Source organism: Stenotrophomonas sp. TWI819, assembly GCF_039673075.1.
GTDB classification, from domain to species: domain Bacteria; phylum Pseudomonadota; class Gammaproteobacteria; order Xanthomonadales; family Xanthomonadaceae; genus Stenotrophomonas; species Stenotrophomonas rhizophila_B.
Window position 1 is genome coordinate 549919 of the sequence record NZ_JBDJKY010000001.1, and the last position, 26489, is coordinate 576407.

Sequence of the window (26489 nt, forward strand, 5' to 3'; positions counted from 1 at the left end):
AGCGCGCCGGGCAACCCGGCGCTACGCGAGTGCCAGTTCGCCTCGCGGTTTCGGGCTGCTTACGACATCTCTGGCTCATATAGCAGCAAAATCGGTATCGGCACTTCCATTTTTCTGGGCGCCCGTAATGCCCGTTTCGATTCTGCGCCCGCATCGGAATTTCTCAATGCCATGACGCTACAGATCGGCATGCCACGCAGCAGCGGGAGTTAATGGGGAGTTCATTGCCAAACACAGACCTTCGAGCAACAGGGGCTGCACCCCACCCACCGAAGGAACCTGCGATGAAATCGATTCTTGTCACGCTTGCCATGTCAGCGGCGCTGTTGATCCTTGCCGGCTGCTCGCATTTTGATGATGGCGGGCACCACATTTCCGAACGCGCCCATGTCTCCGAACGCGCCCATGTGTCCGAACGGGCCCACGTGTCCCAACGCGCCCACGTGGGAGATGAGGCCGGCGACATCAGCAGCCGCGATGACTACCGTCAATGACGCGCTTAGCATCAGCGTCGTTTGTCGTGCCGGCCGCTGACGGGCTCCGGTGACATCGCGATGGCGCCGGGATAACTCCCGGCGCTACGCGTCGGTCACCACCACCAACGGAACATCGCGCTGCGGATGCCGCAGCACGAGCACCGGCTGCTGGTAGACACGCTCGATGTGCTCGCGCGTCAGGACCTCGGTCGGCGTGCCATCGGCCGCCACGCGACCCTGTTCCAGCAACACGATCCGGTCCGCATACGCGGCGGCCAGATTCAGATCATGCAGCACCACGATCACACAGGCGCCGGCATCGGCCAGTTCGCGGACCGCGCGCAGCGTGCGCTCCTGATGACGCAGATCCAGGGCAGCCGTCGGCTCATCCAGCAGCAGCAACGGGGTGTCCTGGGTCAGGACGCGGGCGAAGGTCGTGCGCGCCGCCTCGCCACCGGACAGATGCTCCACTTCCCGCTCGATCAACGCATGCAGGTCCGCCCGCGCCAGCGCATCGGCGATGCAGGCCGCATCTTTGACCGGATCCGGCGGATGCGGCAGCCGCCCCATCGCCACCACTTCATGCACACGGAAGGCGAACCGCACCGCGTGCTCCTGCGGCATGACCGCGCGCTCGCGTGCCAGCGGCTTGGCTTTCCAGTCCGCCAGCGCCTGCCCACGCAGCAGCACCTTGCCCTGCTCCGCTTCCAGATCGCCTGCGGCTACCGCCAGCAACGTCGACTTGCCCGCGCCGTTCGGCCCGACCAGCGCCGTGACCGTGCCCGGGACGAAATCCAGCGTGATGTCATCCAGAATGCGCCGCGCGCCGCGGCTCAACTGCACCGACTGCAACTGCAGCAGCGCGCTCATGCGCCGCTCCGGTGGCGCTGACGCATCACCAGCCACAGGAAGAACGGCGCACCCAGCGCGGCCGAGAACAGGCCCAGCGGAATCTCCGACGGCGGATCCAGCGTGCGTGCGGCGGTGTCGGCGACCACGATCAGCAGCGCACCGGCGACGGCCGAGACCGGCAGCAACCAGCGATGGCCGGGGCCGACCAGCAGACGCACAACGTGCGGCACCACCAGACCCACGAAACCGATCGAGCCGGCGAAGGCGACGGCGGCACCAACCAGCAGCGCGCTGAAGGCAATCAACTTGAGCCGCGTGCGCTTCACATCCAGCCCCAGGTGCTGGGCCTGACGCTCACCGAGCGCGAGCATGTCCAAGGGGGTGGCCAGCCGCAGCAGCGCGATCGTGCCGAGCACGAACACCGGTGCCACCGCGACCACATCCATCCAGTCGGCCTGGGCCAACGAGCCCATCTGCCAGAACACCAGCGATTGCAGCTCGCTCTCGCTGGCGATGTAGGTCAGGAACCCGATCATCGCCGAGCAGAATGCCGCGATCGCAATGCCGACCAGCAGCAATGTCGCCGTGCCGGTGCCGTGCCCCGGCCGCGCCAGCAGATACGTCAAGGTGATCGCGCCACCGGCACCGGCGAACGCCGCCAAGGGCAGCGTCCACGCACCGAAGGCGCCGGCACCCAACACGATCGCCGAGACCGCGCCCAAGGCAGCGCCCTGGGTCACGCCGACAATGCCGGGGTCGGCCAGCGGATTACCGAACAACCCCTGCAGGCTCGCACCGGCCATCGCCAGTGCGGCGCCCACCATCGCACCCAGCAAGGCACGCGGAATGCGCAGCTGCCAGACCACGGCCAGATCGCGGGTACTGACGCTGGCCGGATCGGCCAGCCCCAGCTTCACGCCGATCGCCTGCAGCACCTCCATCGGGGGCAACCGCAACGGGCCCACCGCGAACGACGCAATCACTGCGATGAGCAGCCCCACCGCGGCCCAGATCAACACGGTCGCGCCGCGGCGACGCGCAGGACTCAACACCGCCATACCTCAAGCACTCACGGGCGCGGAACGGTTGCAAATGCCGCGGCCAGCGCCACCGCACCACTGCCCGAGGCGACGCTGGCGGACTTCAACTCCACATCCGGCATCACCCACACGCGGTTGGCCGCACCGGCCGGCGTCTGCCGGAGCGTCGGATAGGCGCGCCACAGCCCGGCCTGGCCACCAAACAGGGCCAGATCATTTTCGGTCACCAGGATCACATCGGGCGCAGCGGCCACCACGCCCTCGTTGCTCAGCGCGGAGTAGTTGGCCACACCGGCTTCGTCGCCGATGTTGATGCCGCCGGCGAGCGTGATCAGCTTGCCCGAGGCGCTGTCCGAGCCTGCCACGGTCGGCGCGCCGCCGGCACCGGTCGCGGACACGTGGATCACGCGCGGGTGCCATGCCAATGCGGCACCACTGGCCTTGGCCGCATCCAACTGCGACTGCACTTTCGTGGCCAGTGCTTCACCCTGCTCGGCCATGCCGACGGCGGCGGCGACCTTGCGCACTTTGTCCCCGGCCGGCTGCAGATCGTCGACGATCACCGCTGCTTCGCCTGCGCCGCGCAGCTTGGCGGCCAGATCGGAATGGCGGCGCAGGCTGTTGCCCAGGAACAGGGTGCCCTGCAGGCTCAACACGCCTTCCACACCGGTGGTGCGGTTGAACAGAAATTGTTTGGGGGCCTTGCGGCCGGACGCGGTGGCCGAGCGCAGCGGCGCGGCGTAGACCTGGTCGTCCAGACCAAGCGCTTCGAGCACGGCGATGATGTCATCGCCACCGGCAATGATCTTGGAGGTATCGGTCACCGTCGTGGCCACACCATCATCGGAGGTGACCTGTGCCGGCAACTGCTGGGTGGCGCCGTCGATATCCGGCACGTCCACGCCCACCACGCGCTGCCAGCCCTCCGGCAGTGCTTCGGCGCCCTGCACGGCGGGGGACGCAGCGGTATCGGCGGCCGGCGCGGCAGGCTCTTTCGAGCAGCCGGCGATCACAGCGACCAGGGACAGCGCCAGCAGGCTGCGGCGGACAACAATCGACTTCATGGCAGTTCCTCTTCCATCAGAACGGCGGGGCTGTTCGCCCCGCCGCCAGTGCAACGCACTGCGCGAACCTCAGTTCGCGCGGGTGCTGATGCGGGTGATGCGGTCGCCCTTGGGATCCTGGGCATCACGCGACTTGTTGACGGCAAACACGTTGCCCTTGCCATCTTCACGCACATGGTTCGGGAAGGTGCCGCCATCCAGGTTGCCCACCACCTTGCCGTTGCCATCGACCACGGTCACCGTGCCGGCACCGCGATTGGTCACATAGGCCAGCTTGGACACCGGCTCGAAGGCGACGTTCAGCGCACCCGCGCCGACCGGCACGTCGTGCAGCACCTTGCCACTGGCGACATCGACGATCAGCAGGTTGTCGGTGCCCTGCGAGGCCACGTACAGGCGACCTGCCGAAGCGTCATAGGCCACGCCGGAGGCACTGATCGAGTTGCCCAGATCGATGACCTTCTCCACCTTGCCGGTGGTGGTGTCGATCACGGCCGCTTCGGGCGTGCCGATGCTGACGGTGAACAGCTTGCCGGCCGCTTCATCCAGCACCAGGCTCATCGGGACGAACTTCTTGTCGTCCACGCCCGAGGCCAGGGTGATCGGCTCCAGCGGCTGCAGGGTGCGGGCATCGAACACCGAGAGATGATCCTCACCGGCGGCCGAGGCGAATACCTTGCCATGACGGCCATCGACCACGACGTCGCGAGCATGCGGCACAGTGCCGACATCGAACTGGCGCACCAGCGACAGATCCTTCTGGCGATACACGGCAACAGTGTCCTGGCGGGTGTTGGTGACCCACACGTTGCCGTTGGCATCATCCACGCCCACGCCATACACCGCGAACACCGCACCGCCCTTGCCACCCGGCACTTCCGCCGGGGTGATCTTGGCGGTGACCTTCAGCGTCTTCGGGTCCAGCTTGAGCAGCTGCGACTGGGTGACCGGCGGGCGACCGACGGCAGCGGTGACGAACACCGCATTGCTGGCCGCGCTGTACGCGGACTGGTACAGGCCCTGGACCAGCTTGGCCGAGGTCTGGTTGAAGTTCTGCTGGCCGCTCAGCGGCAGGTTCGGCGAGACGCGCAGCGACAGCACCGCGGCGGCGGACGGCTGGCTGGCGCGCACGATCACCGGCTGCTGGCCGGGCACGGCATCGGCCGGAATCGCGACCTTGCCCTTGAAGTTGCCCTCGGCATCGACCACGTACGGGGTGGCGTTGAGCACCGTTTCACCGCGCAGCAGGGTCACCTGCTGGCCCGGCACGAACTGGCGGCCGATCACCTCGGCGTCGCTGCCCGGGACCACGTTCTGGCCGCGGCTGACCACTTCACCACGGAAGCCGTTGGCAGGCGCATCGAACACCGGCTGGGCGAACACGGTCGGGCTGGCCAGCGACAGCGCAAGGGCCAGGGTGGCGACGCGCGGGAGGGTTTTCAGGGTGTACATCAGCAGACTCCTTCTGTTGGGGGCGCGCCGGTTGGCGCGTTGTCACAGTGCTTGCCTTGGCGTGGCCGCGGTCCGTTGCGGCGGTGGCACAGGGCCACGGAACTGCCTGGGTAACGAAAAATCAGGGGGCCGGCGCGGGCGTGCCGCTGCGATCGGCGATGCCATACAACTGGCTCAGCGTCGCCTTGAGCGATGCCGGCAGCATCGGCCCATGGCCAAGGCCGGGGAATTCGCGGTACTGCACGGTCAGGCCCGGCACCTTCGCCAGGCGCGTGGCCAGCTGCTGCGCGGCATCGGGAGTGGCGCCACCAATGCGGCGCAGATGCGCGACCACACGCGGATTGGTCATGTCACGCACGCCCCGGTTGCCGGTGCGCTCGTCGCCACCGAGCATCACCGTGACCTGTGCCGGCTGGCCCTGGGCGTTGGCGATGAACTGGCGCTCCATGTCACCCAGCGGGGCGCCCTGACTCCACCACAGTGACGGGCTCGCCGACACGTAATGCTGGAACGCGGCCGGCCGGGTATACAGCGTGCTGACCACGAACAGGCCGCCGAGCGAATGGCCCCACAGCGACTGCTGCTGAAGATCGATGCTGGCGCGGCGCTGCACTTCCGGCTTGATCCGGCGCTCGATCAGATCCAGGAACGCATACGCACCGCCACCACTGGACTTCGACGTGCCGTTCTCGTCGTCGGCGGTATCGATCCACGCGGTGTAATCGCGGGTACGCGCCGCGGAATCGATGCGCAGGTCGTTGTCGTAGCCGATGAACACCAGCACCGGCGCGGCATGCGCAGCCAGATCGGCGAGCATGGACTGGTCGAGCACCATCGCCGCGGCGTTGCCATCCAGCATGTACAGCACCGGTGCCGGCGTGGCCGAGGCCTTGGCCGGCACGCCGATGTTCACCCGCCAGCGGCGCACCTTGTCGGGGCTGTCGAGCACGAAGTGTTCGAAACGATAGCTCTGCGCCGGCTGATCCAGCACCGTCTCGCCGACCTTCTGTTCGGGATTGCGCTGCTGCGCCGAGGCAGGCGACAACGCCGCCATGCCGATGGCGGTCGCCACGCCCAGCGTGCGCAACCACGGCGATACGGAAGAGATCAGCGACGACGAAACAATCATGACTACCCGGAGCGAGGGACGGTGCTATCGCGCCAGTGTAACTCAAATGCGAATGGGTATCACTGACGTTGCGCCACCGGGTTCAGCGCGCGCAATCGCCCGACGCCTTGCGCGCCGCACCTACCGTCGCGCCACCCTTGCCACTGGCGGACATCCAGCCTTTCAAGGACATGTCGTCCGGCACGGACGCCCCCATCGGCGATGAGGCGATCACCAGCTCGCGCGCGGTGCCGACCGGCTCAAGCTCGGCCAGGCGCGCGGCCTTGTCACCGTCGGTGCTGACGATGTCATCCGGCCCCGACGATGGGGTTCTCGTGGTGTTTCCCTTCTTGGCCACCCTGATCCGCAGCTCGCCGTCGACGCCATTGTTCACCGTCACCGCGTACTGCTCCTTGCCATAGGCCCAGGAAGTCTCGCGCTGCACCGTGGAGGCCTGCCCTTCGGCCGGCAGCTCCAGCGTGTCGCCCGCGATGCCCTGCGCCATCGCCATGCCGCCCATCACCGCCATGTACAGGCCGTACGCACGCATCTGCTTCTCTTCCTGCGTCTTCGCCGCGGGCGCGCCGGGCCAGCTCGCGTCGAGATTCATATGTGCCTTGCCATTGCACAGCGTCAGCACCAGTGGCTCACCCCCACCCTCGCCGAGGCGGACCAGGCTGTCGCCATTGCGGAACTGCTGCACCCGGCCGATCAAGGGCGCGCCGCTCGCCGGGACCTGATTCACCTCGACACTCGATGCGTTCTTCAGGCGCTCGTTCAACGACAGTGTCGCAGCGCTGGTGGGCACGGCCGCAGTGATCGCAGCGGTGAGTGCAGCAACAGTGACAAAAGCGCGCATGGCATCCAGTCCAGAAGGGCGGGACATCATACGCGCCCGATCGCGTCCGCCCAGGGCACCGCGACATCGCTCAAGCGCGCTGTCGCACTGCGATGCTCAACCGCGCATCACCATCGCCTCGATCGTCGCGGCCAGCTCCTGCTCGGCCTGTACGGGCGTGATGTCGCCGGTGGTCGCCGCAACGGAGAGCCCTTCAGCAGCACCCAGCATGCCCCACAACCCTGCCTGCGCCAGCGCTCCCGCAGGCGCGAAGGGTGACAGCAACGCGCGGCACTGATCGAGAAACACGACGTCATAGTCGCGTTTGATGCGCGCCAGTTCAGGCGAGCCGGCCAGCGCAGCAATCACACCGGGAATCTCGCGTCCCTGCTTCATCACGCAGGCCACGTAGGCCTCGGCGATGAGCTGCGCTTTCGCCGCGAGTGTCGGACCACTGCTGGCAAACAGCGCCTCCATCACCACCCCCTGCCGCGCATCGAAATCGCGATACAGCGCGGCCAGCAGACCCGCCCGCGTCCCAAAATGGTCATACACCACCGGCTTGGTGACCCCGGCCTGCTCAGCCAGCCGCCCCAGCGTCAGTGCGTCGGTGCCCTCTTCGCGGACCAGTCGCCAGGCCTCCTCCAGCAACTGGCGCAGGCGCTCCTCTCGAGACATGCGGCGGCGTGGCGTGGTGGGGGCGGCAGGCTTGGGCGGGCTTGACATGTCTATATACCAATCGTAACTTACAGTCATTAACTTACCGAAAGTATACAGCCTCCCCAATTTTGGACGCCGATGCACACCCTGATCGTTACCTCCCACCCCAATCCAGACGCACTGACCCATGCCGTTGCCCGCTGCATTGCCGAGGGCATCACCTCGACAGCTGCCGGTGCAACGGCCGAACTGGCCGATCTGAGTGCCGAGGGCTTCGACCCCCGCTTCAATCAGGACGACATGCAGGGCCATCAACGCCTGGCGCCCTTTCCCGCTGATGTGCTGGCCGAACAGGCCCGCCTGGACCGCACCACTGCACTGGTGCTGGTCTTCCCTGTGTATTGGTGGAGCATGCCGGCCCTCATGAAGGGCTGGATCGACCGCGTGTTCTCCAATGGCTGGGCCTATGACGACAGCAGTGGGCAGGGGGTGGTCAAGAAACTGGGCCACCTGTCCATCCACCTGGTCGGCCTCGGCGGCGCCGACCAACGCACGTGGCAGAAGCGCGGCTATACCGACGCAATGAAGACCCAGATCGAGACCGGCATATTCGATTACTGCGGCGCACCGGTGCTGTCGTCAACGCTGCTGCTGGAAACGGACAACGGCGATGCACAAGCCCATCTGCAGACGGCGCATGCATTGGGACAGCGCATTGCCACCCTGCCCGGCGCGGCAGCCCACTGAGCCCATCCGATGCCGCTGCCAAGCCCAGGCATTCCGCGCGCGACAACCAGGCCCCCGCAACGCGGGGCCTGCGACCTATCGCCCAGGGACATCCGGATACGGCCCCAGCGCACAATCCTGCCGCAGCCGATTGATATTGCTGATGCGCCACTGCCCTGAACTCAACTTCACCACCTGCACATCGATGTCATTCCAGGCCGCGCCATCGGGGTAGGTCGCACGGACACGGTAGCGGACCCAGTCCTTCCGCCGCGCCACTTCGGTCGCGGGATACGATGGCGACAGCGCCTCCTGTGAACCGGTCAACGGGTCGTAGTTGATGGTCGGGACCAGATCCGTCGGTGCGCCCGGGGCGTCCAGCGCCCGCTGGTAACGAGCGCATCGCGCCAGCAATCCGGGGCTCAGCATGGGCCGCAACGCCGGAAATGCATCTGGATACGCCGGGCCGTGTGTCGCACGAAACCCATACAGCGCATCCACCACCGCGCGCGCAGGATCACCCGTTGCAGCGAACGCAGGCATTGTGATCGCCGTCGCGATCCCTGCCAGCACGGAAACAACAGGAATATGCCTCAACCGGGGAGCCGCAGCAGCAAGCTTGCCCATCGTTCTACCTCCTGCTTTACCTGACCGGATCACAATTCCAGCACATCTGCGGCCTTCGGTGCGTGCAACTGTGATGGGCCGCGCTCGACAGCCGCCGAATCATCGCTAGGCTCGACACCGATTCGGCCCACCCTCCGGTCGCTGTGACGCGATGGCAGGCCGCCACACCCTGAAGTGAGACGACCCATGCCCTTTGCCAGGCTGCTTGCCCTTTTCCTGCTGGCTGCCTCACCCGCCGCCCACGCACTCACGCTGGCCAATGCACGCTGGCAGGTGGACATCGACCCGGCGACGCTTGCAGTCACCGCCACCACCCGCGACGGCGTGGAAACCGTGATCTCCTCCGCCACAGCGCGCGACACCATCCTGGACCTGGTGCAGACACCGGTGAGTGCGCAGTGGCAGCGCGGCGTCGCCACCACCATCCACGCCACACTGGAGAAGGACGCCCTGCAGCTGCGCTTTGAGCGCAGCTCCGCCGGTGTGGTGACATGGCCCACGCTGCCGACCGGTGCCGGCGCGCTGCTGCTTCCGCTGCACGAGGGCTATTACATTCCCGCCGGCGACACCGCCTGGCGCGATGAACTGCTCAGCGCCTATGGGGAGGTCAATACCACCGAAGACCTGACCCTGCCCGTGATCGGCCTCGCCTGGCCGGACCGGGTGCTGTCGATCCTGTTCGCCACGCCCTTCAACAACACCGTGCGCTTCAGCGCCGATGAGGCGACCCTCGCGCTCACGGCAGAGCACGACTTCCATCCCCTCAACCAGACCGACCCCTATGTTGTGATCGTCAACCTGGATGCCCCGGATTGGCTGGCGCCAGCCAAACGTTACCGGCAATGGCTGCAGGCGCAAGGCGGCTTCATCACGCTCAAGGACAAACTGGCGCGTGTGCCGGACGGCGACAAACTGATCGGCGCCAGCCACCTGTACCTCTGGGGCGACCGGGTACTGGCCGAACAGGACGTGCGCGACTGGCGCCAGCTGAAAGCCCTCTTGCCGCACGCGTGGGTCGGCAAGGACAAGGAGGCACGCGAGGCAGTGACCGCCCCGCACAGTGGCCCCTACGTGCAGCAGGTGCTGGTCAGCGCCATCAACGCCGCACTGGCCGAGCAGTTCCCCGGTGAGACCGCCGACGCTCTCCAGCGGCGTCGACACGCGCTGGACGCGACGCTGGGCAAGGCCCTGCAGCCGGAAGCAGCACGCGGCGACACGGCATCGCCGCGGATGATCCACGCGCTGCAGGCCGCGGGTCTGCCACGGCTCTGGCTCGGGCTGCCGGACTGGACCGCCGCCTGGGCGAGCCCGGGCGCGGTGGCCACGGCCATACAGGCAGGCTATCTGGTCGCGCCCTACGATTCCTATGACACCGCCCTGCCCGACGGTAACGACAATCCTTCCTGGCTCTCAGCACAGCTGGGGCAGGACGCATTCGAACGCTGCGGGATCATGAAACCCGACGGCCAGCGCATCAAAGGCTTCCAGGGCAACGGGGTGTACACCAATGCTGCCTGCGTCCGCCCGCTGATGGAACGGCGCGTGCGCGCCCTGCGCGCTGATACCCCCTACAACAGCTGGTTCCTCGATGTCGCTGCCACCGGCATGCTGTTTGACGACAGCGACCCGGCCAAGCCCACCTCGCAGGCGCAGGACGCGGCGAACCGCAGTGCCGCGCTGGCCTGGCTGGCCGATAGCGAAAAGCTGGTGGTCGGCTCGGAAGTCGGCGCAGCGGCGGTCAATCGCCACGTCGCCTTTGCCCACGGTGCGCAGACCGCCGGCTTCGGCTGGGGCGACCCGCAGATGCGCCGTGAACGCGCTTCGCCTTACTACCTCGGCGCCTGGGCGCCCGAGCACCGGCCGGCCTTCTTCTTCAAGCAGAGCCAGCTTAAACCGCGCTATCAGCAGCTCTACTTCAACCCGTCGCGACGCCTGCCGCTGCTGCAGGCTGCCTTCCACGACAGCGTGGTCAGCACCCATCACTGGACCCTGGACAGCCTGAAGTTCCGCGAAAGCCGAAGCACGACCGAGCTGCTGCAGCAGCTCTACAACGTGCCGCCCCTGCTCAACCTCAGCGTGGATACCGCTACGCGGCGGATCGCCTACCTGCGCCATCTGGACGCCTTCTTCCGGCCACTGCACGAGGCCCTGTTCGACCAGGCACTGGTGGACTTCCGCTGGCGCGATGCCAATGGCCAGGTGCAGCAGACCACCTTCGCCGATGGCAGCGTGATCGTGGCCAATTTCTCCGATCAACCGCAGCAGGTCGATGCGCACGCATTGCCCCCGCGCAGCGCGACCGCGCGTCTTGCCGACGGCCGAACGTTCACCTTCACCTCGCCGACATCGCCGTAGGCCGGCTCACTGTCCAGCCCCATGCGCCCCCACCACACCGGTGAGCGCGCCCGAAGCCACTACTCCTTCGCTTCTTCAGCCTTCCACGCCGTGACCTTCGCCTTGGTCTGCTCCAGCAGCGCATCCAGCGCTTTGCGGTCATACCCTTGGCCGCGCAGCACCACGTACTGGATGCCACGCGTGGCCTCGATGTCCTCCAATGGGTTGCGCTCCAGCAACACCAGATCGGCGGCCTTGCCTGGCGCCACCGCACCGTAGCGGTCCAGCGTACCGAACCAGGCCGGGCCTGCGCGGGTGGCCGCCGAGAGTGCCTGCGCCGGGCTCAGCCCTTCCTTGACGAACAGTGACAGTTCGTCATGCAGGCCGATGCCCGGATAGTTGAACGAGTTGAGGAAGCCCGCATCGGTACCGGCCATGATCGTGACCCCGGCCTGCTGCAGCATCGGAAGTACTGCGGCGACCTGGTGGTATTCCTGATGGCGGGCCTGGATCTGCGCCGGGGTTGCCTTGGCCGCGCGCTCCACACGCCAGGCGTAGGTGGCCTGGAGTTTCGGGCCGATGTAGGCCAGGTAAGGATCGTCGTGGTGATCATCCTGATCCAGGAAGTCCAGGATGCGGCCGCCATTGAGCGTGGGCGTCACGAACACCCCCTTCGCTGCGAAGCCACGGTAGGCCAGCATGGCGGTGTCGCGATCAAATCCAGCATCCAGCCGCGCGTTGGCCTGCGCGCGATCAATCCGCTTGGCCGCGAAGTCCGCCGCGATGGCCGCCTCATCCTTGACCCCGGCTTTGTAGGCGTAGTCCAGGTGTTCGATCGAGCTGATACCGGCATCGACGGCCTGCTGCACGGTCAACGCCATCGGGATGTGGCCGGAGGCACGCAGCCCATTGGCGCGCGCCCCGCGCACGGCAGCCAGGAACAACTCAGGCGTCAGCGTGCTGTCGGTGATCTTGACGAAATCGACGCGGTCGCGCTTGAGGCGCACGAACGCCGCATCCAGATCCGCCTGCGAACCCACTTCAATGGTGCCCTTCCAGACCGGCTTGATGCCTTCGATCTTGGCGCCCGAGGTGAACAGCTGCGGGCCGGCCAACTGGCCGCTGGCGATCTCACCGCGCCACTGCAGCACCTGCTCGGGCAGATCGCCGGACGCATCACGGATGGTGGTGATGCCATGGGCGATGTACAGCGGCAGCAGCGCCTTGTTCTCTTCGATGAGCGCCGGCCCGCCGCCGAAGTGCACATGCATGTCCCACAGCCCGGGGATGAGGTAGCGCCCCTTGCCATCGACGTCCTGCCTGGCCCGCCATGCCTTGCGCATCGCCCGGTCATTGCCGACGGCGACGATGTCCTGACCACGGACCACGACCGTCTGGTCGGCCACCGTCGTGGCGTGCTCGACGTCGACAACGGTGGCATGCCGGATCATCAGATCCGCCTGCTCGGCCGCGAACGCGGAAGGGGTCAGTGCAAGCAGCACCGGGATCGCAAGACGCAAAGACATGGAGTGCACACCGGAGAGAGAACCGGGCCACCTTACGGTCAGGCCCGGCACATTCACCAGTTAAATTTCAGCATGAGGCACATGCATGATTGCGATGCTGCGAGCTGGCGGATCCGGCTGCCTCAATTCTCGCCCTGCATCGCCGGGCGGGCCTGCACCCGCTGCAGCCAGCCGGCCACCGCCGGATGCGCATCCACCACCGCTCCCAGATGGGTGCCGTAGCCCACCACCTGGCCTACCACCAGATCCACCAACGAGTACGCCTCGCCAAGCATCCACGACTGCTGCGACAGGCGCGCCTCCAGCAGATCCAGCAGTTCGTTGGCGGCACGGACGCCCGCCGCAGCATGCTCCACGCTGCGCAGCGCATCGTCCACGGTCGCCAGCCATACCCGCCCGAGCACTGCTGCGTAGGTGACATACGCCCACGTGCACCAGGACATCGCCTCCAGTCGAGCCGGGGTCCCCACCGCCGGCCACAGGCCCTGGCCCACCCCGTACTGCTCGCCCAACCACAGGTGGATCGCCAGACCTTCAAACAGGGGCGTGCCGTCCACCACCAGGCACGGGACCTTGCCGTTCGGATTGATCGCCAGATACGCCGGCGTGCGCTGTTCGCCGTTGCGGATGTCGATCTTGACCCGGTCGTGCGGGACGGACAGCTCGGCCAGGGCGCACGCGACCGGGGTGGCGCTGGACATGGGGTGTCAATAGAAAACGAGGGACATCGAAGAACTCCTTGAGAGGGGTGGAAAGGTGCGGCGGAACCGGTGCTGCACCGTGCGCTCAAGACTAGGCAGCATTGCGGACAGAATCGGCCCGCAATGACTGCTACGCTGCCGCGCATGCTGACCGCCTCCGCCCGCCTGCTGAGCCTGCTTTCGTTGCTGCAATCCCGCCCGCACTGGGCCGGCGGCGAGCTGGCCGAACGCATGGCCATCCACCCGCGCACGCTGCGGCGGGACATTGATCGCCTGCGGCAGCTTGGCTACCCCATCCACGCCAGCACCGGCATCGCCGGCGGCTATGCGTTCCGCCCGGGGCGTGCATTGCCGCCGCTGTTGTTGGATGACGAGGAAGCGCTGGCGGCGGCGGTTGCGCTGCGCACCGCCGTGACCGGCACCATCAGCGGCATCGAGCAGACCGCGATCACGGCGCTGGTGAAGATCGAACAGGCCATGCCACCGCGACTGCGCCCCAGGCTGGCCGCGCTACGTTCGACGCTCCTGCCCGCCAATCCAATCGGCCCGCAGGTGGATGCCGGGCGGCTGACCACCCTGGCCTGCGCCTGCCGCGACCAGGTCCAACTCCGCTTCGACTACACCGACCGTGAGGGCATCTCCAGTGCACGCCAGGTCGAGCCACAGGGCGTGGTGCATGCCGATCGCCGCTGGTATCTGGTCGCCTGGGATACCGGGCGCAACGACTGGCGCACCTTCCGCATCGACCGGATCGCCAGCGCACCGGTGGTGGGTGCGCACTTCGCGCCGCGCGCAGGGCCCGGAGAGGGCGATCTGCGCCAGTGGGTCGCCCGCGCGCTCTCGCTGGGCCAGCACCACGACCTGGCGCGGATCATCCTGCACGCACCGCTGTCGGTCATGCGCCAGCAGATCCCGGCATCAGCCGGAGAACTTGAGGCGGTCGATGACCGGCGCTGCCTGCTGCGCTGCGCCGCCAACCCCTTGGGCACGGTGGTGTATTGGTTGCTGGCGCTGGGTCTGGATTTCGAGGTACTGGGACCCCCTGCACTGCACCAGGCCATGCGCGAGGCAGGTGAGCGGATCAGCCGCAGCCTGGCCCGTAGCGAACCGTCGGAGGCCTCGGCAGGCACCAACAGCACCTGACCGCATGCGCGTCGGTGTTGGCGCCGACAGCCATTGCGATTCACAATGACGGCATGACCGCAAGTGAAAAACCGAATCGCACCCTGTTCGATCTGGACCTGCTGCGCGCCATGGTGATGGTCGCCGACTGCGCCAGCTTCACCACGGCCGCCGCGCGCCTGCACTCTACGCAATCCACCATCAGCCAGAAGATCCGTCGGCTGGAGGACATGGCCGGCCATCCACTTCTGGTGCGGGGCAACCGTGATGTGCATCCCACCGATGCAGGCCAGCTCGTGCTCGGCCATGCTCGCCAACTGCTGGCACTCAACGACCAACTACTCGAAGCGCTGGCCGGCACCACGGTGGCCGTCACCGTCCGGCTGGGGGTTCCGGAAGACTTCGTCAGCGCCGCGACCACGCAGCTGCTCGGCGCCTTCAATCGGGAACACCCGCAGGTCAAGCTCGAAGTCACCAGCGGCCTCAGCCGCGACCTGGCCAATGGCTACGATCACGGCGAGCTCGATCTGATCCTGGTCAAGCAGCGCCGCAACAGCCGCGCCGCCGTGGCCTGCTGGCCGGAGACCATGGTCTGGATCGACAGTGCCCGCAATGGCTGCATCGGTCTGGATCCGGTCCCGCTGGTCACCTTCCCGCCGCGCGGGCTGTACCGTGACGACATCATCGATGCCATCGAAGCACTCGGCCGCCGCTGGCGGATCAGCTTCACCAGTTCCAGCCTGAGCGGCATCCAGGGCGCGGTCGCCGATGGCATGGGCATCAGCCTGCTGCCGGCGCGCGCCTTGAGTCGAGAGCACACCGTCCTGGGCGCCGAACAGGGTCTGCCGCCGATCGATACGTTCGAAATCGCCCTGCTCCACCGCACCACGGCCGACCCGCTGGTCAAAGCCCTGGCCGTGCGTCTGACGGGCCTGCTCGATCAGGAGCGGGCGGGCGCCCTTACTTGAGCTGCAGCGGGTAGCGCTGCCAGAGCACGTGCACCAGGAAGCCGGTCAGTTCCGGGTCCTTGCTGGTGATCGAGGCGCGGATCTTGTCCAACAGCACCATGTCGCTGCAGTTGCGCACATCGGCATGCCCGGCCTGGCCGGCGCGACGCGCACGGTAACGGGCCGCACGCTGTGCATCGGTCATCGCGTAGCCGAACGTGGGCGGACGGCCGCGCTTGCGCGGCAGCGTCAGTTCCAGTGTTCCGGGGTCTTGTTCATCGCGCATGACGGACGAGGATGCAAACGGGGGCGCGCACGATATCGTGAGACATCACTTTAATCCAGCGTTTTCCGTGGATTTCTGCGATGGCGGCGTGTGAACCTCAGCGCCACGCCTCGGCCACGCGCGCGCCAGCCCACACCAGCAGCATGCCGCCGAGCAGACTGATGCCGAGATACAGCGGCACCATCAGGCTTCGATCCGCGCGGGTGAACACCAGCGACTCCAGCATCATCGACGAAAACGTGGTCAACCCGCCCACGATCCCCACGATCAGAAACGCGCGCCAGTACACCGCAGCCGTGCCCCGACTCTGCAGCCAGATCATCACGTAACCCGCCACAAAGGCACCCACCAGGTTCACCGTCAGCGTGCCCCACGGGAAGCCAGTGCCGAACTGGCGCAGCATCGCATCGCCGATCATGAAACGCAGTGCCGCGCCCAGTGCACCCCCGGCCATCACCAGGCCGAGCTGCTGCCACCAGACGCCGGCGCTGTCCATCAGTCCACGCCCTTCTCGGCGCGCGCCTGTTCCCGGGCGGCACGCAGGCGGTCCAGCTTCTCTTTCAGTTTGATTTCCAGCCCGCGCGGCACCGGTTCGTAATACACGCGCTCGCCCATCGCATCGGGGAAGCCGGTCTGATCCAGCGCAATCCCACCGTCCGCGTCGTGATCGTATTGATAGGTCTTGCCGTAGCCCAGCTCCTTCATCAGCTTGGTCTGCGCGTTGCGCAGGTGCAGCGGCACCTCCTGGGTACCGGTCTCGCGCACTTCCTGCTTGGCCTTGTTGAAGGCGGCATAGCCGGCGTTCGATTTGGCGGTACTGGCCAGATACAGCACCAGCTGCGCGAACGCGAGCTCGCCCTCCGGGCTGCCCAGCCGCTCGTAGATGTCCCAGGCCTCCAGCGCCATCGACTGCGCGCGCGGATCGGCCAACCCGATATCCTCGATCGCCATCCGGGTCAGGCGACGTGCCAGATACGACGGATCACAGCCACCATCGAGCATGCGCGTCAGCCAGTACAGCGCGGCATCCGGGTTGGAGCTGCGCACGGATTTGTGCAGCGCCGAGATCTGGTCGTAGAACTGCTCGCCGCCCTTGTCGAAGCGACGGGTGCGATCGGCCAGCACCTGCACCAGCATCTCCGGACTGATCCGCCCGCCGTCGCCAGTGGCCAGCTCGGCCGCGATCTCCAGCAGGGTCAAGGCCCGGCGCACATCGCCATCGGCGGCGGTCGCGATCTCCAGCAACGCCTCCGGCGCGACCTGCAGCTGCTCCGCGCCCAGGCCACGCTCGGTGTCCTGCAGCGCACGCTCCAGCGCCTCCACGATGTCCGCTGGAGAAACCGACTCCAGCACGTGCACGCGGCAGCGCGACAGCAGCGCCGAGTTCAGTTCGAAGGAGGGGTTTTCGGTGGTGGCGCCCACGAACACGATGGTGCCGCGTTCGATATGCGGCAGGAACGCATCCTGCTGGGCCTTGTTGAAGCGGTGCACCTCGTCCACGAACAGCACCGTGCGGCGCCCCTCGACGAAGCGCTGCGCGGCCTCGGCCAGCACCTGGCGCACCTCCGGCAGGCCGGACAGCACGGCCGAGATCGCACGGAACTCGGCATCGGCGTAATGCGCCAGCAGCAGCGAGAGTGTGGTCTTGCCGCAGCCCGGCGGACCCCACAGGATCATCGAGTGCACATGGCCGGATTCGACCGCCCGGCGCAGCGCACTGCCCGGTGCGAGCAGGCGCTTCTGGCCCACCATCTCATCCAGCGTCTGCGGGCGCATCCGCTCGGCGAGCGGACGCATGTTGTCCCGATCCGCGGTCAGCAGATCGGGCCCATTGAAAGTCGTTCGGTTTCTGGCCACGTGTCTATTCTATCGCGGCCGAACGCCCGCGGCCGTTACTCGCCGATGACGTCCACACCCTTGGCCGGGGTGAAGCTGAAGGTGCCCGAGGCGAAGCTCGGGTTGCGCTTCCACCCGGTGAAGTTGATCACCGTGCGCTGGCCCACCGCATCTACCACTTCCATGCGAGCCAGGCCCTGGCCATTGAAGCCCAATGCGGCGTACTGGAAGGCAGTGTCGGTCTCACGCTTCGGGCTCAGCGACAGCCACTGCAGGCCATCGCGTACGGCAGCCTCTTCGCTGACGTCGTACTGCTTGTCCAGCAGGGCCGGATTGATCAGCGCGGTCAGCGGGCTGTTCTGCTCCTCCTGCCCCTGGGGGCGCACGCTGGCCTGCTCCAGGTCCGGCTCGTAGACCCAGACCTTCTTGCCGTCGGCCACGATCAGCTGCTCGTGCGGCTTGATGTACTCCCAGCGGAACAGGCGCGGCGCGGACAGTGCAACGCGGCCGCTGGTGTTTTCCTTGACCTTGCCCTTGCTGTCGAACACCTGCTGGCTGAACTGCCCGTCCAGGCCCTTCAGGCCCTGGGTGAAGCGGTTGAGTTCATCACGGGCGCCTGCCCAGGCCGAAGCCGAGCCGACACTGGCCACGACCAGGGTGGCGGCAAGCAGGGAGCGGCGGAAGGTGATGTGCATGCGAGGTATCCAGGCGAATGGGAAGGATGGGAGGCAGTGTGCCCATTCAATCCTGAATGGGCGATCAGGGGCACATTATGCGCTGCAAGCCGCTTGCCTAACGCGGTTTACGGCCCGGCCTGCACCGTCTTGAGATCCCCATACACCACCTGCCCGCGGAAGCCGCGACGGACCTGCTGGTACAGCTCACGGAAGGCGGCGTAATCCTGCGGCTGGCACAGCGCATCCGCCCCACGCACGGCCCGCTGGTGCAGTCGATGGTGCGCGGTGATCACCTGCCCCTCGCGCGTCCAGTCCACCTGGTACTCACCCGCCGCATTGGCGAAGTGCTGGCTGCGCGGGATCGCTACGATCGGCACGTTCGCCGGGAACGTCAGCTGGTAGCGCTCATCGCGCAGACTGTCGTTGCAATAGAACGGCGTGGCGTTTTCCGGCGCCGACGTGCTGGCATACAGGTCACGGAACGATTGGCTGCCCGGGGCGTCAGGCAGCACCATGCCGCCGACCACGCCAAAATCGACGTAGTCGCTGGCCAGGAAGTCATAGCGGAAGTTGAACGGCCGGGTCAGATCCTGCGGGTCGCCCAGCAGTGTCAGTACACCGCTGCCGTCGAAGCCGGACGCGGCCATCATCGATTCTTCGGCACGCGCCCGGTTCTGCGCATTGAGCCGTGCGAACGCGCCGCGCATGCCAATTTCAGTCACGCCGCTCGGGTGCAGCACGGTCTGGCCAGACAGATTGCCCGCCGGATCGAACCGGAACGCCGCCTCGATCCCGGTGCCGTTGCGCGAGGCATCGTTGGCCGGGGTGCGCGCCACCACCGCCTGGCGGGTATGCAGCACCGGCACGCCCAGATCGCCCTCGGGCAGCTGGCCAACACGCGCATAGGGCGCGGTCGAGTCCAGGTACAGGTCGAACTCGGGGATGTAGGTGATGGCGTGGTCGAAACGGCCCAGCAGCGGAATCGCCGGCAGCGTCGGCCCACCACCGGCACCGATCAGCGCCGGCGTGCTCTGGATGCCACGCGCTGCCAACAACGCCTCCAGGATCACGACATGGTCTTTGCAGTCGCCGTAGTGGTTGTCGAGGATGCTCTGCGCCGGGTTGGGCTCCAGTCCGCCGTTGCCGAGGTACACCGCCACGTAGCGGATGTTCTGCGCCACCCAGCGGTACAGCACGGCGGCCTGCTCGCGACGGTCGGTGATGCCACGGGTGAGCTCGTCGGCCAGCGCCTGGATCTGCGGCGTGACAGCGGCGGCCTCGCCACCCTTGAGCTGGTAGGCCTGCGCCACCTGCGACCAGTCACGGTACGTACTGGCCATGATGGTGGGGCTGTACTCCCACGCGGCGGCGGACCAGTTCTGCGCCTTCAGCGGATCCGTGCGCCGGTACGTCCATTCCCAGCGCGCCATGCCATTGCGCACACGCGGCACCTGGCTGCCCTGCACGCCCCGCTGCTCCACCTGCATGGGCAGATCGGCAGGCGCGCTCAGGGTCACGCGGGCATCGTCGTACTGGGTGAACACGCTGAAGGTTTCCCACAGGCCGAAGTAGCCTGGGAAGTACGGCGTGTTCTGGGTGCGCCGGGTCTGGTAGACCACGCGCGTACCGGGCGCCAGATTCGGGAACACCACCACGCGCACCTTGCGGTCGGCGTACATCGCCGCAGCCGCGCTGGAATAGCTTTCCTGCGTGTAAATGCGGTCGGCCGGCACGTCTCGACGCTGACCATCGGCGGTGAGGGTGTAGGCCTGCAGCACCTCCAGCGTTTCCATCTTCTCGCTGTAGCTCAGCCGCACCTGGCTGAACTGCTCGACCGCCGATGTGGTCTTGAGCAGGATCTCGTACGCTTCGGTCTGCGTGTTGCCCGCATCCGGGCGCACCACGTAGTCGGCGCGATAGCGCACGAAGCTGAAGTTGTTGTTGGCCTGCGCTTCACCGCCCGCGGCCGGGCCGCCCTGCCCGCCCGGGGTGGGCGGCGCCACGGGTGGCGCGGGTACCGGCACGGGCTGGGCATCGGCCCACGCCACTACCGGCGAGAGCGTCATGGCGCCCAGCATCGTCCAGATCATCGGCTTCATTGCAGGTTCCTTGTGCTCGGCAACACCCGGGCCGCGCCCGGGTTCTAAGCAGCCAGGCCGGGCCCGGCGTTACTTGGGCGGTGGCGGCGCCAGCACGCTGCGGTCGCCATTGTGCTCGGGCGGGCTGACCACGCCAGCCGCCTCCATCGCTTCGATCAGGCGCGCGGCACGGTTGTAGCCGATCTTCAGGCGACGCTGCACGCCGGAGATGGAGGCACGACGGGTTTCGGTGACGATGCGCAGGGCCTCGTCGTACAGCGGATCAGACTCATCACCGCCACCGCCGCCCGCTTCGGGCAGGCCACCGGGGCCGACCACGACGCCATCGCCCATCATCTGCACCTCGTCCAGCACGCCGGTGATGTAGTCGGTCGGGCCGCTGGCCTTGAGGTGTTCGACCACGCGGTGCACCTCCTCATCGGAGACGAATGCACCGTGCACGCGGTCCGGCAACGCGGTGCCCGGCGGCAGGTACAGCATGTCGCCGTGGCCCAGCAGCGTTTCCGCGCCGGACTGATCCAGGATGGTCCGCGAATCGATCTTCGAGCTGACCTGGAAGCCGATACGGGTCGGGATGTTGGCCTTGATCAAGCCGGTGATCACGTCCACCGAGGGGCGCTGGGTGGCCAGGATCAGATGGATGCCGGCCGCACGCGCCTTCTGCGCCAGGCGCGCGATCAGCTCTTCCACCTTCTTGCCGACGATCATCATCATGTCGGCGAATTCGTCGATGAAGATGACGATGAAGGGCAGCGTCTCCAGCGGGCGCGGGGCCTCGCCGAGTTCCGGGTTGGGCTTGAACAGCGGGTCCATCATCGGCTGCCCGGCGTCCTGGGCATCCTTGACCTTCTTGTTGAAGCCCGCCAGGTTGCGCACGCCCACGGCGCTCATCAGCTTGTAGCGCCGCTCCATTTCGGCCACGCACCAGCGCAGGCCGTTGGCGGCCTCCTTCATGTCGGTGACCACCGGCGCCAGCAGATGCGGGATGCCCTGGTAGACGCTCAGCTCGAGCATCTTCGGGTCGATCATCAGCATCCGCAGGTCTTTCGGCGAGGCCTTGTACAACAGGCTCAGCACCATCGCATTGACCGCCACGGACTTGCCCGAGCCGGTGGTACCGGCCACCAGCAGATGCGGCATGCGTGCCAGGTCGGCCACGGTCGGGCGGCCGGCGATGTCCTTGCCCAGCGCGAGCGTCAGCACGCTGGCGGACTTGTCGTATTCCTTTGAGCGCAGCAGCTCGGACAGATAGATCATCTCGCGGGTGACGTTGGGGATTTCCAGACCCACCACCGACTTGCCCGGGATCACATCGACCACGCGCACCGACTTCACCGACAGCCCGCGCGCGATGTCCTTGTCCAGCGAGCTGATCTGGCTGACCTTGATGCCCGGGGCCGGCTCGATTTCGAAGCGGGTGATGACCGGGCCGGGATAGGCACCCACCACCTGTGCATCGATGCGGAAGTCCTTGAGCTTGAACTCGATCTGGCGCGAGAGCGTCTCCAGCGTGCCTTCGTCGTAGCCCTTGGGCTGCGGCTTGGGATCATCCAGCAGCGCCAGCGGCGGCACATCCGAGCCATCGCCATTGACCCCGCGGAACATGGGAATCTGGGTCTCGCGCTTGGCGCGATCACTCTTCTCCAGCACCGGCTCCGGGCGCGGCTCGATCTTGACCGGCTCGCGCTTGGCGCGGACCTCGGCATCGACCTTGCGCACTTCCTGGCGCTCCTCGCGCATCGCCCGGGTCTGCTGCCACTCGGTGGCCTGCTCTTTCTTCTTGTTGAACAGCGGCGGCAGTGCCAGCACCCAATTGCCGATCTTCTCCATCACCACGAACCAGGAGATGCCCGTGGCCAGCGTGATCGAGGCCAGCAACAGGACCAGCACGAAGAGGTTGGCGCCCAACGCGCCGAAACCGACGCTGAGCGAGCTGCCCACCAGCTTGCCGAGGATGCCACCGGCATGGGCCACGTCGGCCACGAACAGGCGCAGGTGCAGGAAGCCGGTACCTGCGATCAGGAAGCCGACCAGGCCGACCAGGCGCAGCGCCGGATCCAGATCATGCTCGCCCTTGGCCTCGCGCTTGAGCCCGAACATCGCGATCCAGGCCAGTGCGCCCAGCACGATCGGCAGCACGAAGGCCATGTAGCCGAACAGCTGCAGCAGGACGTCGGCGATCCAGGCACCGGCGCGACCGCCCATGTTGTGGACCGGGGCGACCACGCTGCCGGTATGCGACCAACCGGGGTCGGTGGCCGAGTAGGTGAAAAGACTGGCGACCAGATACAGCAATGCCGGGGCGACCGCGATCAACCCCAGGTCGCGCCACAAGCGCTGCCGGCGCGGATTGTCCTCGCCAGCCGGTTTGCGCGGCGCTGCCTTGCTGTCGGACGCCTTGGCTCGTTCCGGGACCTGTTTCGCCACCTTAGACCACACCTTGGGAATGCACTGTTAGTGCTTGATAATAAACGACTGGGCTGCGCTTTTCAGTCCCCTCGCACACCGGGCCCCGCCATCGCCGTCAAAAACCCGGCGGCGCCGATGTCCCGATGCCCGATGGGTCGCCGCGTTCCACTGCGCGCCTTGAATCGCCCCGCCCCTGCCGCCACTCTATGACTTCGCTCGGACGCCGCGCAATCACCCTGCCAGCGTCCCGCCCTACCTTCTATTGCGAGCTTACATGAGCAACTCCAAGCACTCCCGCCTGTTGATCCTTGGTTCCGGCCCGGCCGGCTGGACCGCCGCCGTCTACGCCGCGCGCGCCAACCTCAAGCCCGTCGTGATCACCGGCCTGCAGCAGGGCGGCCAGCTGATGACCACCACCGAGGTGGACAACTGGCCTGGAGATGCGCACGGCCTGATGGGCCCGGACCTGATGACCCGCATGCAGGCGCACGCCGAGCGCTTCGAGACCGAGGTCATCTTCGACCACATCCACACCGCCGATGTCTCCCAGCGCCCGTTCAAGCTGATCGGTGACAGCGCCGAGTACACCTGCGACGCCCTGATCATCGCCACCGGCGCCACCGCCAAGTACCTGGGGATTCCCAGCGAAGAGGCCTTCAAGGGCCGCGGCGTGTCCGCCTGCGCCACCTGCGATGGCTTCTTCTACCGTGACCAGGACGTGGTCGTGGTCGGCGGCGGCAACACCGCCGTGGAAGAGGCCCTGTACCTGTCCAACATTGCCCGCAAGGTCTACCTGGTCCACCGTCGCGACACCCTCAAGGCGGAAAAGATCATGCAGGACAAGCTGTTCGCCAAGGTCGCCGCCGGCAAGATCGAGACCGTGTGGCACCACCAGGTGGACGAAGTGCTGGGCAACGACGCCGGCGTGACCGGTGTGCGCGTCAAGTCCACGCTGGACGGCAGCACCCGTGACATCGAGGCCCATGGCTTCTTCGTGGCGATCGGCCACCACCCCAACACCAGCCTGTTCGATGGCCAGCTGACCATGAACAACGGCTACCTGGACATCCGCTCGGGCCTGGGCGGCAACGCCACCCAGACGTCGGTGGAGGGCGTGTTCGCCGCCGGCGACGTGGCCGACCAGCACTACCGCCAGGCGATCACCTCGGCCGGCTTCGGCTGCATGGCCGCGCTGGATGCCGAGCGCTATCTGGATGCGAAGGGTCAGGCGAGCTGATCTGCCGCCCGTATCGCGCAGCACACGAAGGCCGGTGAATCATTCACCGGCCTTTTTACTGACCGGTACGTTCCGCACGCCCTGCGTCCGTCCCGCCTGCTCTATCCTCTGCCCATGCCCGATCCACGTTTCCTGCATCGCCTGTCCGATGTCCCCGCCGCTGCCTGGGACGCCCTGCACGACGGCCGCAACCCCTTCCTGTCGCATGCCTTCCTGGCTGGTCTGGAAGAACACGGTTGCCTGCGCCCGGAGTGGGGCTGGCGCCCGCGCCACTTCACCCTGTGGGACGGGGACACCCTGGTCGCGGCGATCCCCGGCTACCTCAAGGACAACTCCCACGGCGAGTTCGTGTTCGATCACGCCTGGGCCCACGCGTACGCCCAGCACGGGCTGGACTACTTCCCCAAGTGGCTGGGCGCGGTGCCGTATTCGCCGGTGACAGGCCCGCGATTGCTCGCCCGCACGACAGAAGATCGTGGCGCGCTGCTGGCAACGCTGGCGGGCGAAGTGGCGCGCCTGGGCTGGCCCTCTGCCCACATCAACTTCCACCCCGCCGACGAAGACCCCGCCTTCAGCCCGGACTGGCTGCTGCGCGAGGACATCCAATTCCAGTGGCACAACCCCGGAAGCTGGGAGACCTTCGACGACTTCCTCGGCGCGATGGACCACAAGCACCGCAAGAACATCCGCCAGGAACGGGCCAAGCTCGCGCGCAGCGGCGTCACGTATCGCATCGTGCATGGCGATGAGGCGACCGAGGCTGACCTGCGCGCCATGCACGGCTTCTACCTGCAGACCTTCGCCGAGTACGGCAACTCGCCCGCGCTCACGCTCCCGTTCCTGCAGCATCTCGCCCGCACGATGCCGCGCGCGCTGGTGATTTTCCTGGCCGTGCTCGATGGCGAGCCGGTCGCCGGTGCGCTGTGCCTGCGCGGTGCGGACACGCTCTATGGGCGGTACTGGGGCGGCGCCACCCTGCCCGGCCTGCATTTCGAGACCTGCTACTACCAGGGCATCGCCTACTGCCTGCGCGAAGGACTGGCCCGCTTCGAGCCCGGCGCCCAAGGTGAGCACAAGCTGGCGCGCGGCTTCCTGCCGCACCGGGTGCGCAGCCGGCACTGGATCGCCGAGCCGGCCTTCGCCGAGGCACTGATCGCGTGGTGCGCACAGGAACGTGCCGAGGTCGCCCACTACGCACGTGTACTGGCGTCGCACAGTCCGTTCAAGGCCGACCCGGCGTGACCCGCCACCTGCCCTGGCGCCTGGACGACGCGCCCGATGCCCCGTTCCCGCCCGCCGAGACCGCCCTGCGCGATCCCGACGGCCTGCTGGCCCTCGGCGGCGATCTCTCCCCGGTGCGGCTGCTCAACGCCTATGCCGGCGGCATCTTTCCGTGGTTCTCCGAGGGCCAACCGCTGCTGTGGTGGTCGCCGGACCCGCGCATGGTGTTCCGCACCGACGGCGTGCACCTGTCCAGCCGCTTTCGTCGCTCCCTGCGCCAGAGCACCTGGACGCTGCGCGCCGATACGTGTTTCGAGCAGGTGATCGATGCCTGCGCAGCCAGCCCGCGCCCCGGCCAGGACGGCACCTGGATCACGCGTGACATGCGCGATGCGTATGTCGACCTGCACCGGCTCGGCTTCGCGCACTCGGTGGAGGTATTCGATGGCGATGCCTTGGTCGGTGGCATCTACGGGGTGGCGATCGGGCGGGTGTTTTTCGGGGAAAGTATGTTCAGTGCCGCATCGGGCGGCTCCAAGGTCGCCCTGGCCGGGTTGGCCCATCGGCTGGCCAGCTGGGGATGGCCACTGATCGATGCGCAGGTCGAAAACGACCACCTGCTGCGCATGGGGGCCGAACACTGGCCCCGGCAGCGCTTTCTCGCCCTGGTCCGTGAACAGGTCCAACAGCCAGCCCCCGCAGGCGATTGGGCGGAATTGTTCGGCGCCTTGACCGCCGCCGAACTCGCTGATCCGGGACCGCCTTAACCAAAACTTTGCATCAAACGTCCGACGCGCGTAAAATGCCCGCTCTTCAGGCCAGCTCGGCCGGTTACAGAACTGCACAGGACTACATGTCGAAAGACGACTCCATCGAGTTCGAAGGCACCGTCAGCGAGACGCTGCCGAACACCACTTTCCGCGTACGACTGGAAAATGGGCATGAAATCATCGCCCATATCTCCGGCCGCATGCGCAAGAACTACATCCGCATCCTGACGGGCGACCGCGTCAAGGTCGAAATGACCCCGTACGACCTGACCAAGGGTCGCATCACCTACCGCATGAAATAAGCGGTCCGGGGGTTGTTCCCGCCAGAAGGCCAGCCAGGTGCTGGCCTTTTCGCGTGGGTGCCATTCAGACGGCGACCGCACCCTGCCATGCGGCACCCTGACCCAGTGCACCCTGACGTCGGTCAGGATGCCTTGATGCAGATTCGCCCTTGCGCGCAACGGTCCACGCTGGACCTCGA

Annotated in this window: 25 protein-coding genes; 9 read left to right on the forward strand and 16 right to left on the reverse strand. The window is 67.0% G+C overall.

All coding sequences use genetic code 11. The features are described from left to right. Window positions 1-284 precede the first annotated feature (284 nt). Window positions 285-494 carry a hypothetical protein gene (locus ABE463_RS02390; protein ID WP_346467126.1) on the forward strand — a complete coding sequence of 70 codons (210 nt, stop codon included), beginning with the start codon at window positions 285-287 and terminating at the stop codon, window positions 492-494. Window positions 495-578: 84 nt separating this feature from the next. On the opposite strand, the gene ABE463_RS02395 is transcribed toward ABE463_RS02390, so the two are convergent. The 7 genes from ABE463_RS02395 to ABE463_RS02425 form a co-directional block, all read right to left on the reverse strand. Next, window positions 579-1346, reverse strand: coding sequence for a heme ABC transporter ATP-binding protein (locus ABE463_RS02395; protein ID WP_346467127.1), 768 nt, complete (start codon window positions 1344-1346; stop codon window positions 579-581). Then, the gene (locus ABE463_RS02400) at window positions 1343-2377 is read right to left on the reverse strand and encodes an iron ABC transporter permease (protein ID WP_346467128.1); all 1035 of its coding nucleotides are present in this window, start codon (window positions 2375-2377) and stop codon (window positions 1343-1345) included. The genes ABE463_RS02395 and ABE463_RS02400 overlap by 4 nt, the downstream gene beginning before the upstream one ends. Before the next feature lie 20 nt (window positions 2378-2397). Continuing rightward, entirely contained in the window at window positions 2398-3432 is a 1035-nt protein-coding gene (locus ABE463_RS02405) for an ABC transporter substrate-binding protein (RefSeq protein ID WP_346467129.1), read from the reverse strand. A gap of 69 nt (window positions 3433-3501) precedes the next feature. Then, a complete protein-coding gene (locus tag ABE463_RS02410; protein ID WP_265307917.1) occupies window positions 3502-4884 on the reverse strand; it encodes an ATP-binding protein in 1383 nt (460 codons plus the stop codon). 121 nt (window positions 4885-5005) lie between these two features. After that, complete coding sequence (locus ABE463_RS02415; protein WP_346467130.1) at window positions 5006-6013, reverse strand: alpha/beta hydrolase-fold protein; 1008 nt, start codon at window positions 6011-6013, stop codon at window positions 5006-5008. Window positions 6014-6095: 82 nt separating this feature from the next. Next, a complete protein-coding gene (locus ABE463_RS02420; protein ID WP_346467131.1) occupies window positions 6096-6773 on the reverse strand; it encodes a hypothetical protein in 678 nt (225 codons plus the stop codon). Between the two features lie 174 nt (window positions 6774-6947). Beyond that, complete coding sequence (locus ABE463_RS02425; protein WP_346467132.1) at window positions 6948-7556, reverse strand: TetR/AcrR family transcriptional regulator; 609 nt, start codon at window positions 7554-7556, stop codon at window positions 6948-6950. A gap of 72 nt (window positions 7557-7628) precedes the next feature. On the opposite strand from ABE463_RS02425, the gene ABE463_RS02430 reads away from it, so the two are divergent. Continuing rightward, on the forward strand, window positions 7629-8237 hold the full coding sequence (locus ABE463_RS02430; RefSeq protein ID WP_346467133.1) for an NAD(P)H-dependent oxidoreductase: 609 nt from the start codon (window positions 7629-7631) through the stop codon (window positions 8235-8237). Window positions 8238-8312: 75 nt separating this feature from the next. On the opposite strand, the gene ABE463_RS02435 is transcribed toward ABE463_RS02430, so the two are convergent. After that, window positions 8313-8843, reverse strand: coding sequence for a hypothetical protein (locus ABE463_RS02435; protein ID WP_346467134.1), 531 nt, complete (start codon window positions 8841-8843; stop codon window positions 8313-8315). Between the two features lie 186 nt (window positions 8844-9029). On the opposite strand from ABE463_RS02435, the gene ABE463_RS02440 reads away from it, so the two are divergent. Then, a complete protein-coding gene (locus ABE463_RS02440) occupies window positions 9030-11198 on the forward strand; it encodes a glycoside hydrolase (RefSeq protein ID WP_346467135.1) in 2169 nt (722 codons plus the stop codon). A 59-nt stretch (window positions 11199-11257) separates the two neighbouring features. On the opposite strand, the gene ABE463_RS02445 is transcribed toward ABE463_RS02440, so the two are convergent. Continuing rightward, window positions 11258-12703: an amidohydrolase family protein gene (locus ABE463_RS02445; protein ID WP_346467136.1), complete on the reverse strand. Its 1446-nt coding sequence runs from the start codon at window positions 12701-12703 to the stop codon at window positions 11258-11260. 122 nt (window positions 12704-12825) lie between these two features. Further along, window positions 12826-13404: a glutathione S-transferase family protein gene (locus tag ABE463_RS02450; RefSeq protein WP_346467137.1), complete on the reverse strand. Its 579-nt coding sequence runs from the start codon at window positions 13402-13404 to the stop codon at window positions 12826-12828. A gap of 123 nt (window positions 13405-13527) precedes the next feature. Here ABE463_RS02450 and ABE463_RS02455 point away from each other — a divergent pair, with 123 nt between their 5' ends. Then, window positions 13528-14547, forward strand: coding sequence for a WYL domain-containing protein (locus ABE463_RS02455; protein ID WP_346467138.1), 1020 nt, complete (start codon window positions 13528-13530; stop codon window positions 14545-14547). A gap of 53 nt (window positions 14548-14600) precedes the next feature. Next, window positions 14601-15494, forward strand: coding sequence for a LysR substrate-binding domain-containing protein (locus tag ABE463_RS02460; RefSeq protein WP_346467139.1), 894 nt, complete (start codon window positions 14601-14603; stop codon window positions 15492-15494). Here ABE463_RS02460 and ABE463_RS02465 read toward each other — a convergent pair. The 6 genes from ABE463_RS02465 to ABE463_RS02490 all read right to left on the reverse strand — a co-directional run bounded on the left by ABE463_RS02465 (window position 15487) and on the right by ABE463_RS02490 (window position 22798). Beyond that, complete coding sequence (locus ABE463_RS02465; RefSeq protein ID WP_019184750.1) at window positions 15487-15759, reverse strand: hypothetical protein; 273 nt, start codon at window positions 15757-15759, stop codon at window positions 15487-15489. The two genes, ABE463_RS02460 and ABE463_RS02465, sit on opposite strands and share 8 nt — an antisense overlap. A gap of 97 nt (window positions 15760-15856) precedes the next feature. Continuing rightward, the gene (gene crcB / locus ABE463_RS02470) at window positions 15857-16255 is read right to left on the reverse strand and encodes a fluoride efflux transporter CrcB (protein WP_346467140.1); all 399 of its coding nucleotides are present in this window, start codon (window positions 16253-16255) and stop codon (window positions 15857-15859) included. Continuing rightward, window positions 16255-17556 carry a replication-associated recombination protein A gene (locus ABE463_RS02475; protein ID WP_346467141.1) on the reverse strand — a complete coding sequence of 434 codons (1302 nt, stop codon included), beginning with the start codon at window positions 17554-17556 and terminating at the stop codon, window positions 16255-16257. The genes crcB and ABE463_RS02475 overlap by 1 nt, the downstream gene beginning before the upstream one ends. A 95-nt stretch (window positions 17557-17651) precedes the next feature. After that, on the reverse strand, window positions 17652-18290 hold the full coding sequence (gene lolA, locus ABE463_RS02480) for an outer membrane lipoprotein chaperone LolA (protein ID WP_346467142.1): 639 nt from the start codon (window positions 18288-18290) through the stop codon (window positions 17652-17654). 107 nt (window positions 18291-18397) lie between these two features. Continuing rightward, window positions 18398-20371 (reverse strand): DUF3857 domain-containing protein, encoded by a 1974-nt coding sequence (locus ABE463_RS02485; RefSeq protein WP_346467143.1) that lies wholly within the window; start codon window positions 20369-20371, stop codon window positions 18398-18400. Between the two features lie 69 nt (window positions 20372-20440). Next, window positions 20441-22798, reverse strand: a complete 2358-nt coding sequence (locus ABE463_RS02490; RefSeq protein WP_121036781.1) for a DNA translocase FtsK — start codon at window positions 22796-22798, stop codon at window positions 20441-20443. A gap of 256 nt (window positions 22799-23054) precedes the next feature. Between ABE463_RS02490 and trxB the strand changes: the two genes are divergently transcribed. The 4 genes from trxB (at window position 23055) to infA (ending at window position 26310) form a co-directional block, all read left to right on the forward strand. Beyond that, window positions 23055-24017 carry a thioredoxin-disulfide reductase gene (gene trxB, locus ABE463_RS02495; protein WP_102788476.1) on the forward strand — a complete coding sequence of 321 codons (963 nt, stop codon included), beginning with the start codon at window positions 23055-23057 and terminating at the stop codon, window positions 24015-24017. A 114-nt stretch (window positions 24018-24131) separates the two neighbouring features. Beyond that, a complete protein-coding gene (locus ABE463_RS02500) occupies window positions 24132-25259 on the forward strand; it encodes a GNAT family N-acetyltransferase (RefSeq protein ID WP_346467144.1) in 1128 nt (375 codons plus the stop codon). Next, entirely contained in the window at window positions 25256-26005 is a 750-nt protein-coding gene (gene aat, locus ABE463_RS02505; protein ID WP_346467145.1) for a leucyl/phenylalanyl-tRNA--protein transferase, read from the forward strand. The genes ABE463_RS02500 and aat overlap by 4 nt, the downstream gene beginning before the upstream one ends. Before the next feature lie 86 nt (window positions 26006-26091). Then, on the forward strand, window positions 26092-26310 hold the full coding sequence (infA, locus tag ABE463_RS02510; RefSeq protein ID WP_005409596.1) for a translation initiation factor IF-1: 219 nt from the start codon (window positions 26092-26094) through the stop codon (window positions 26308-26310). Window positions 26311-26489: the final 179 nt, after the last annotated feature.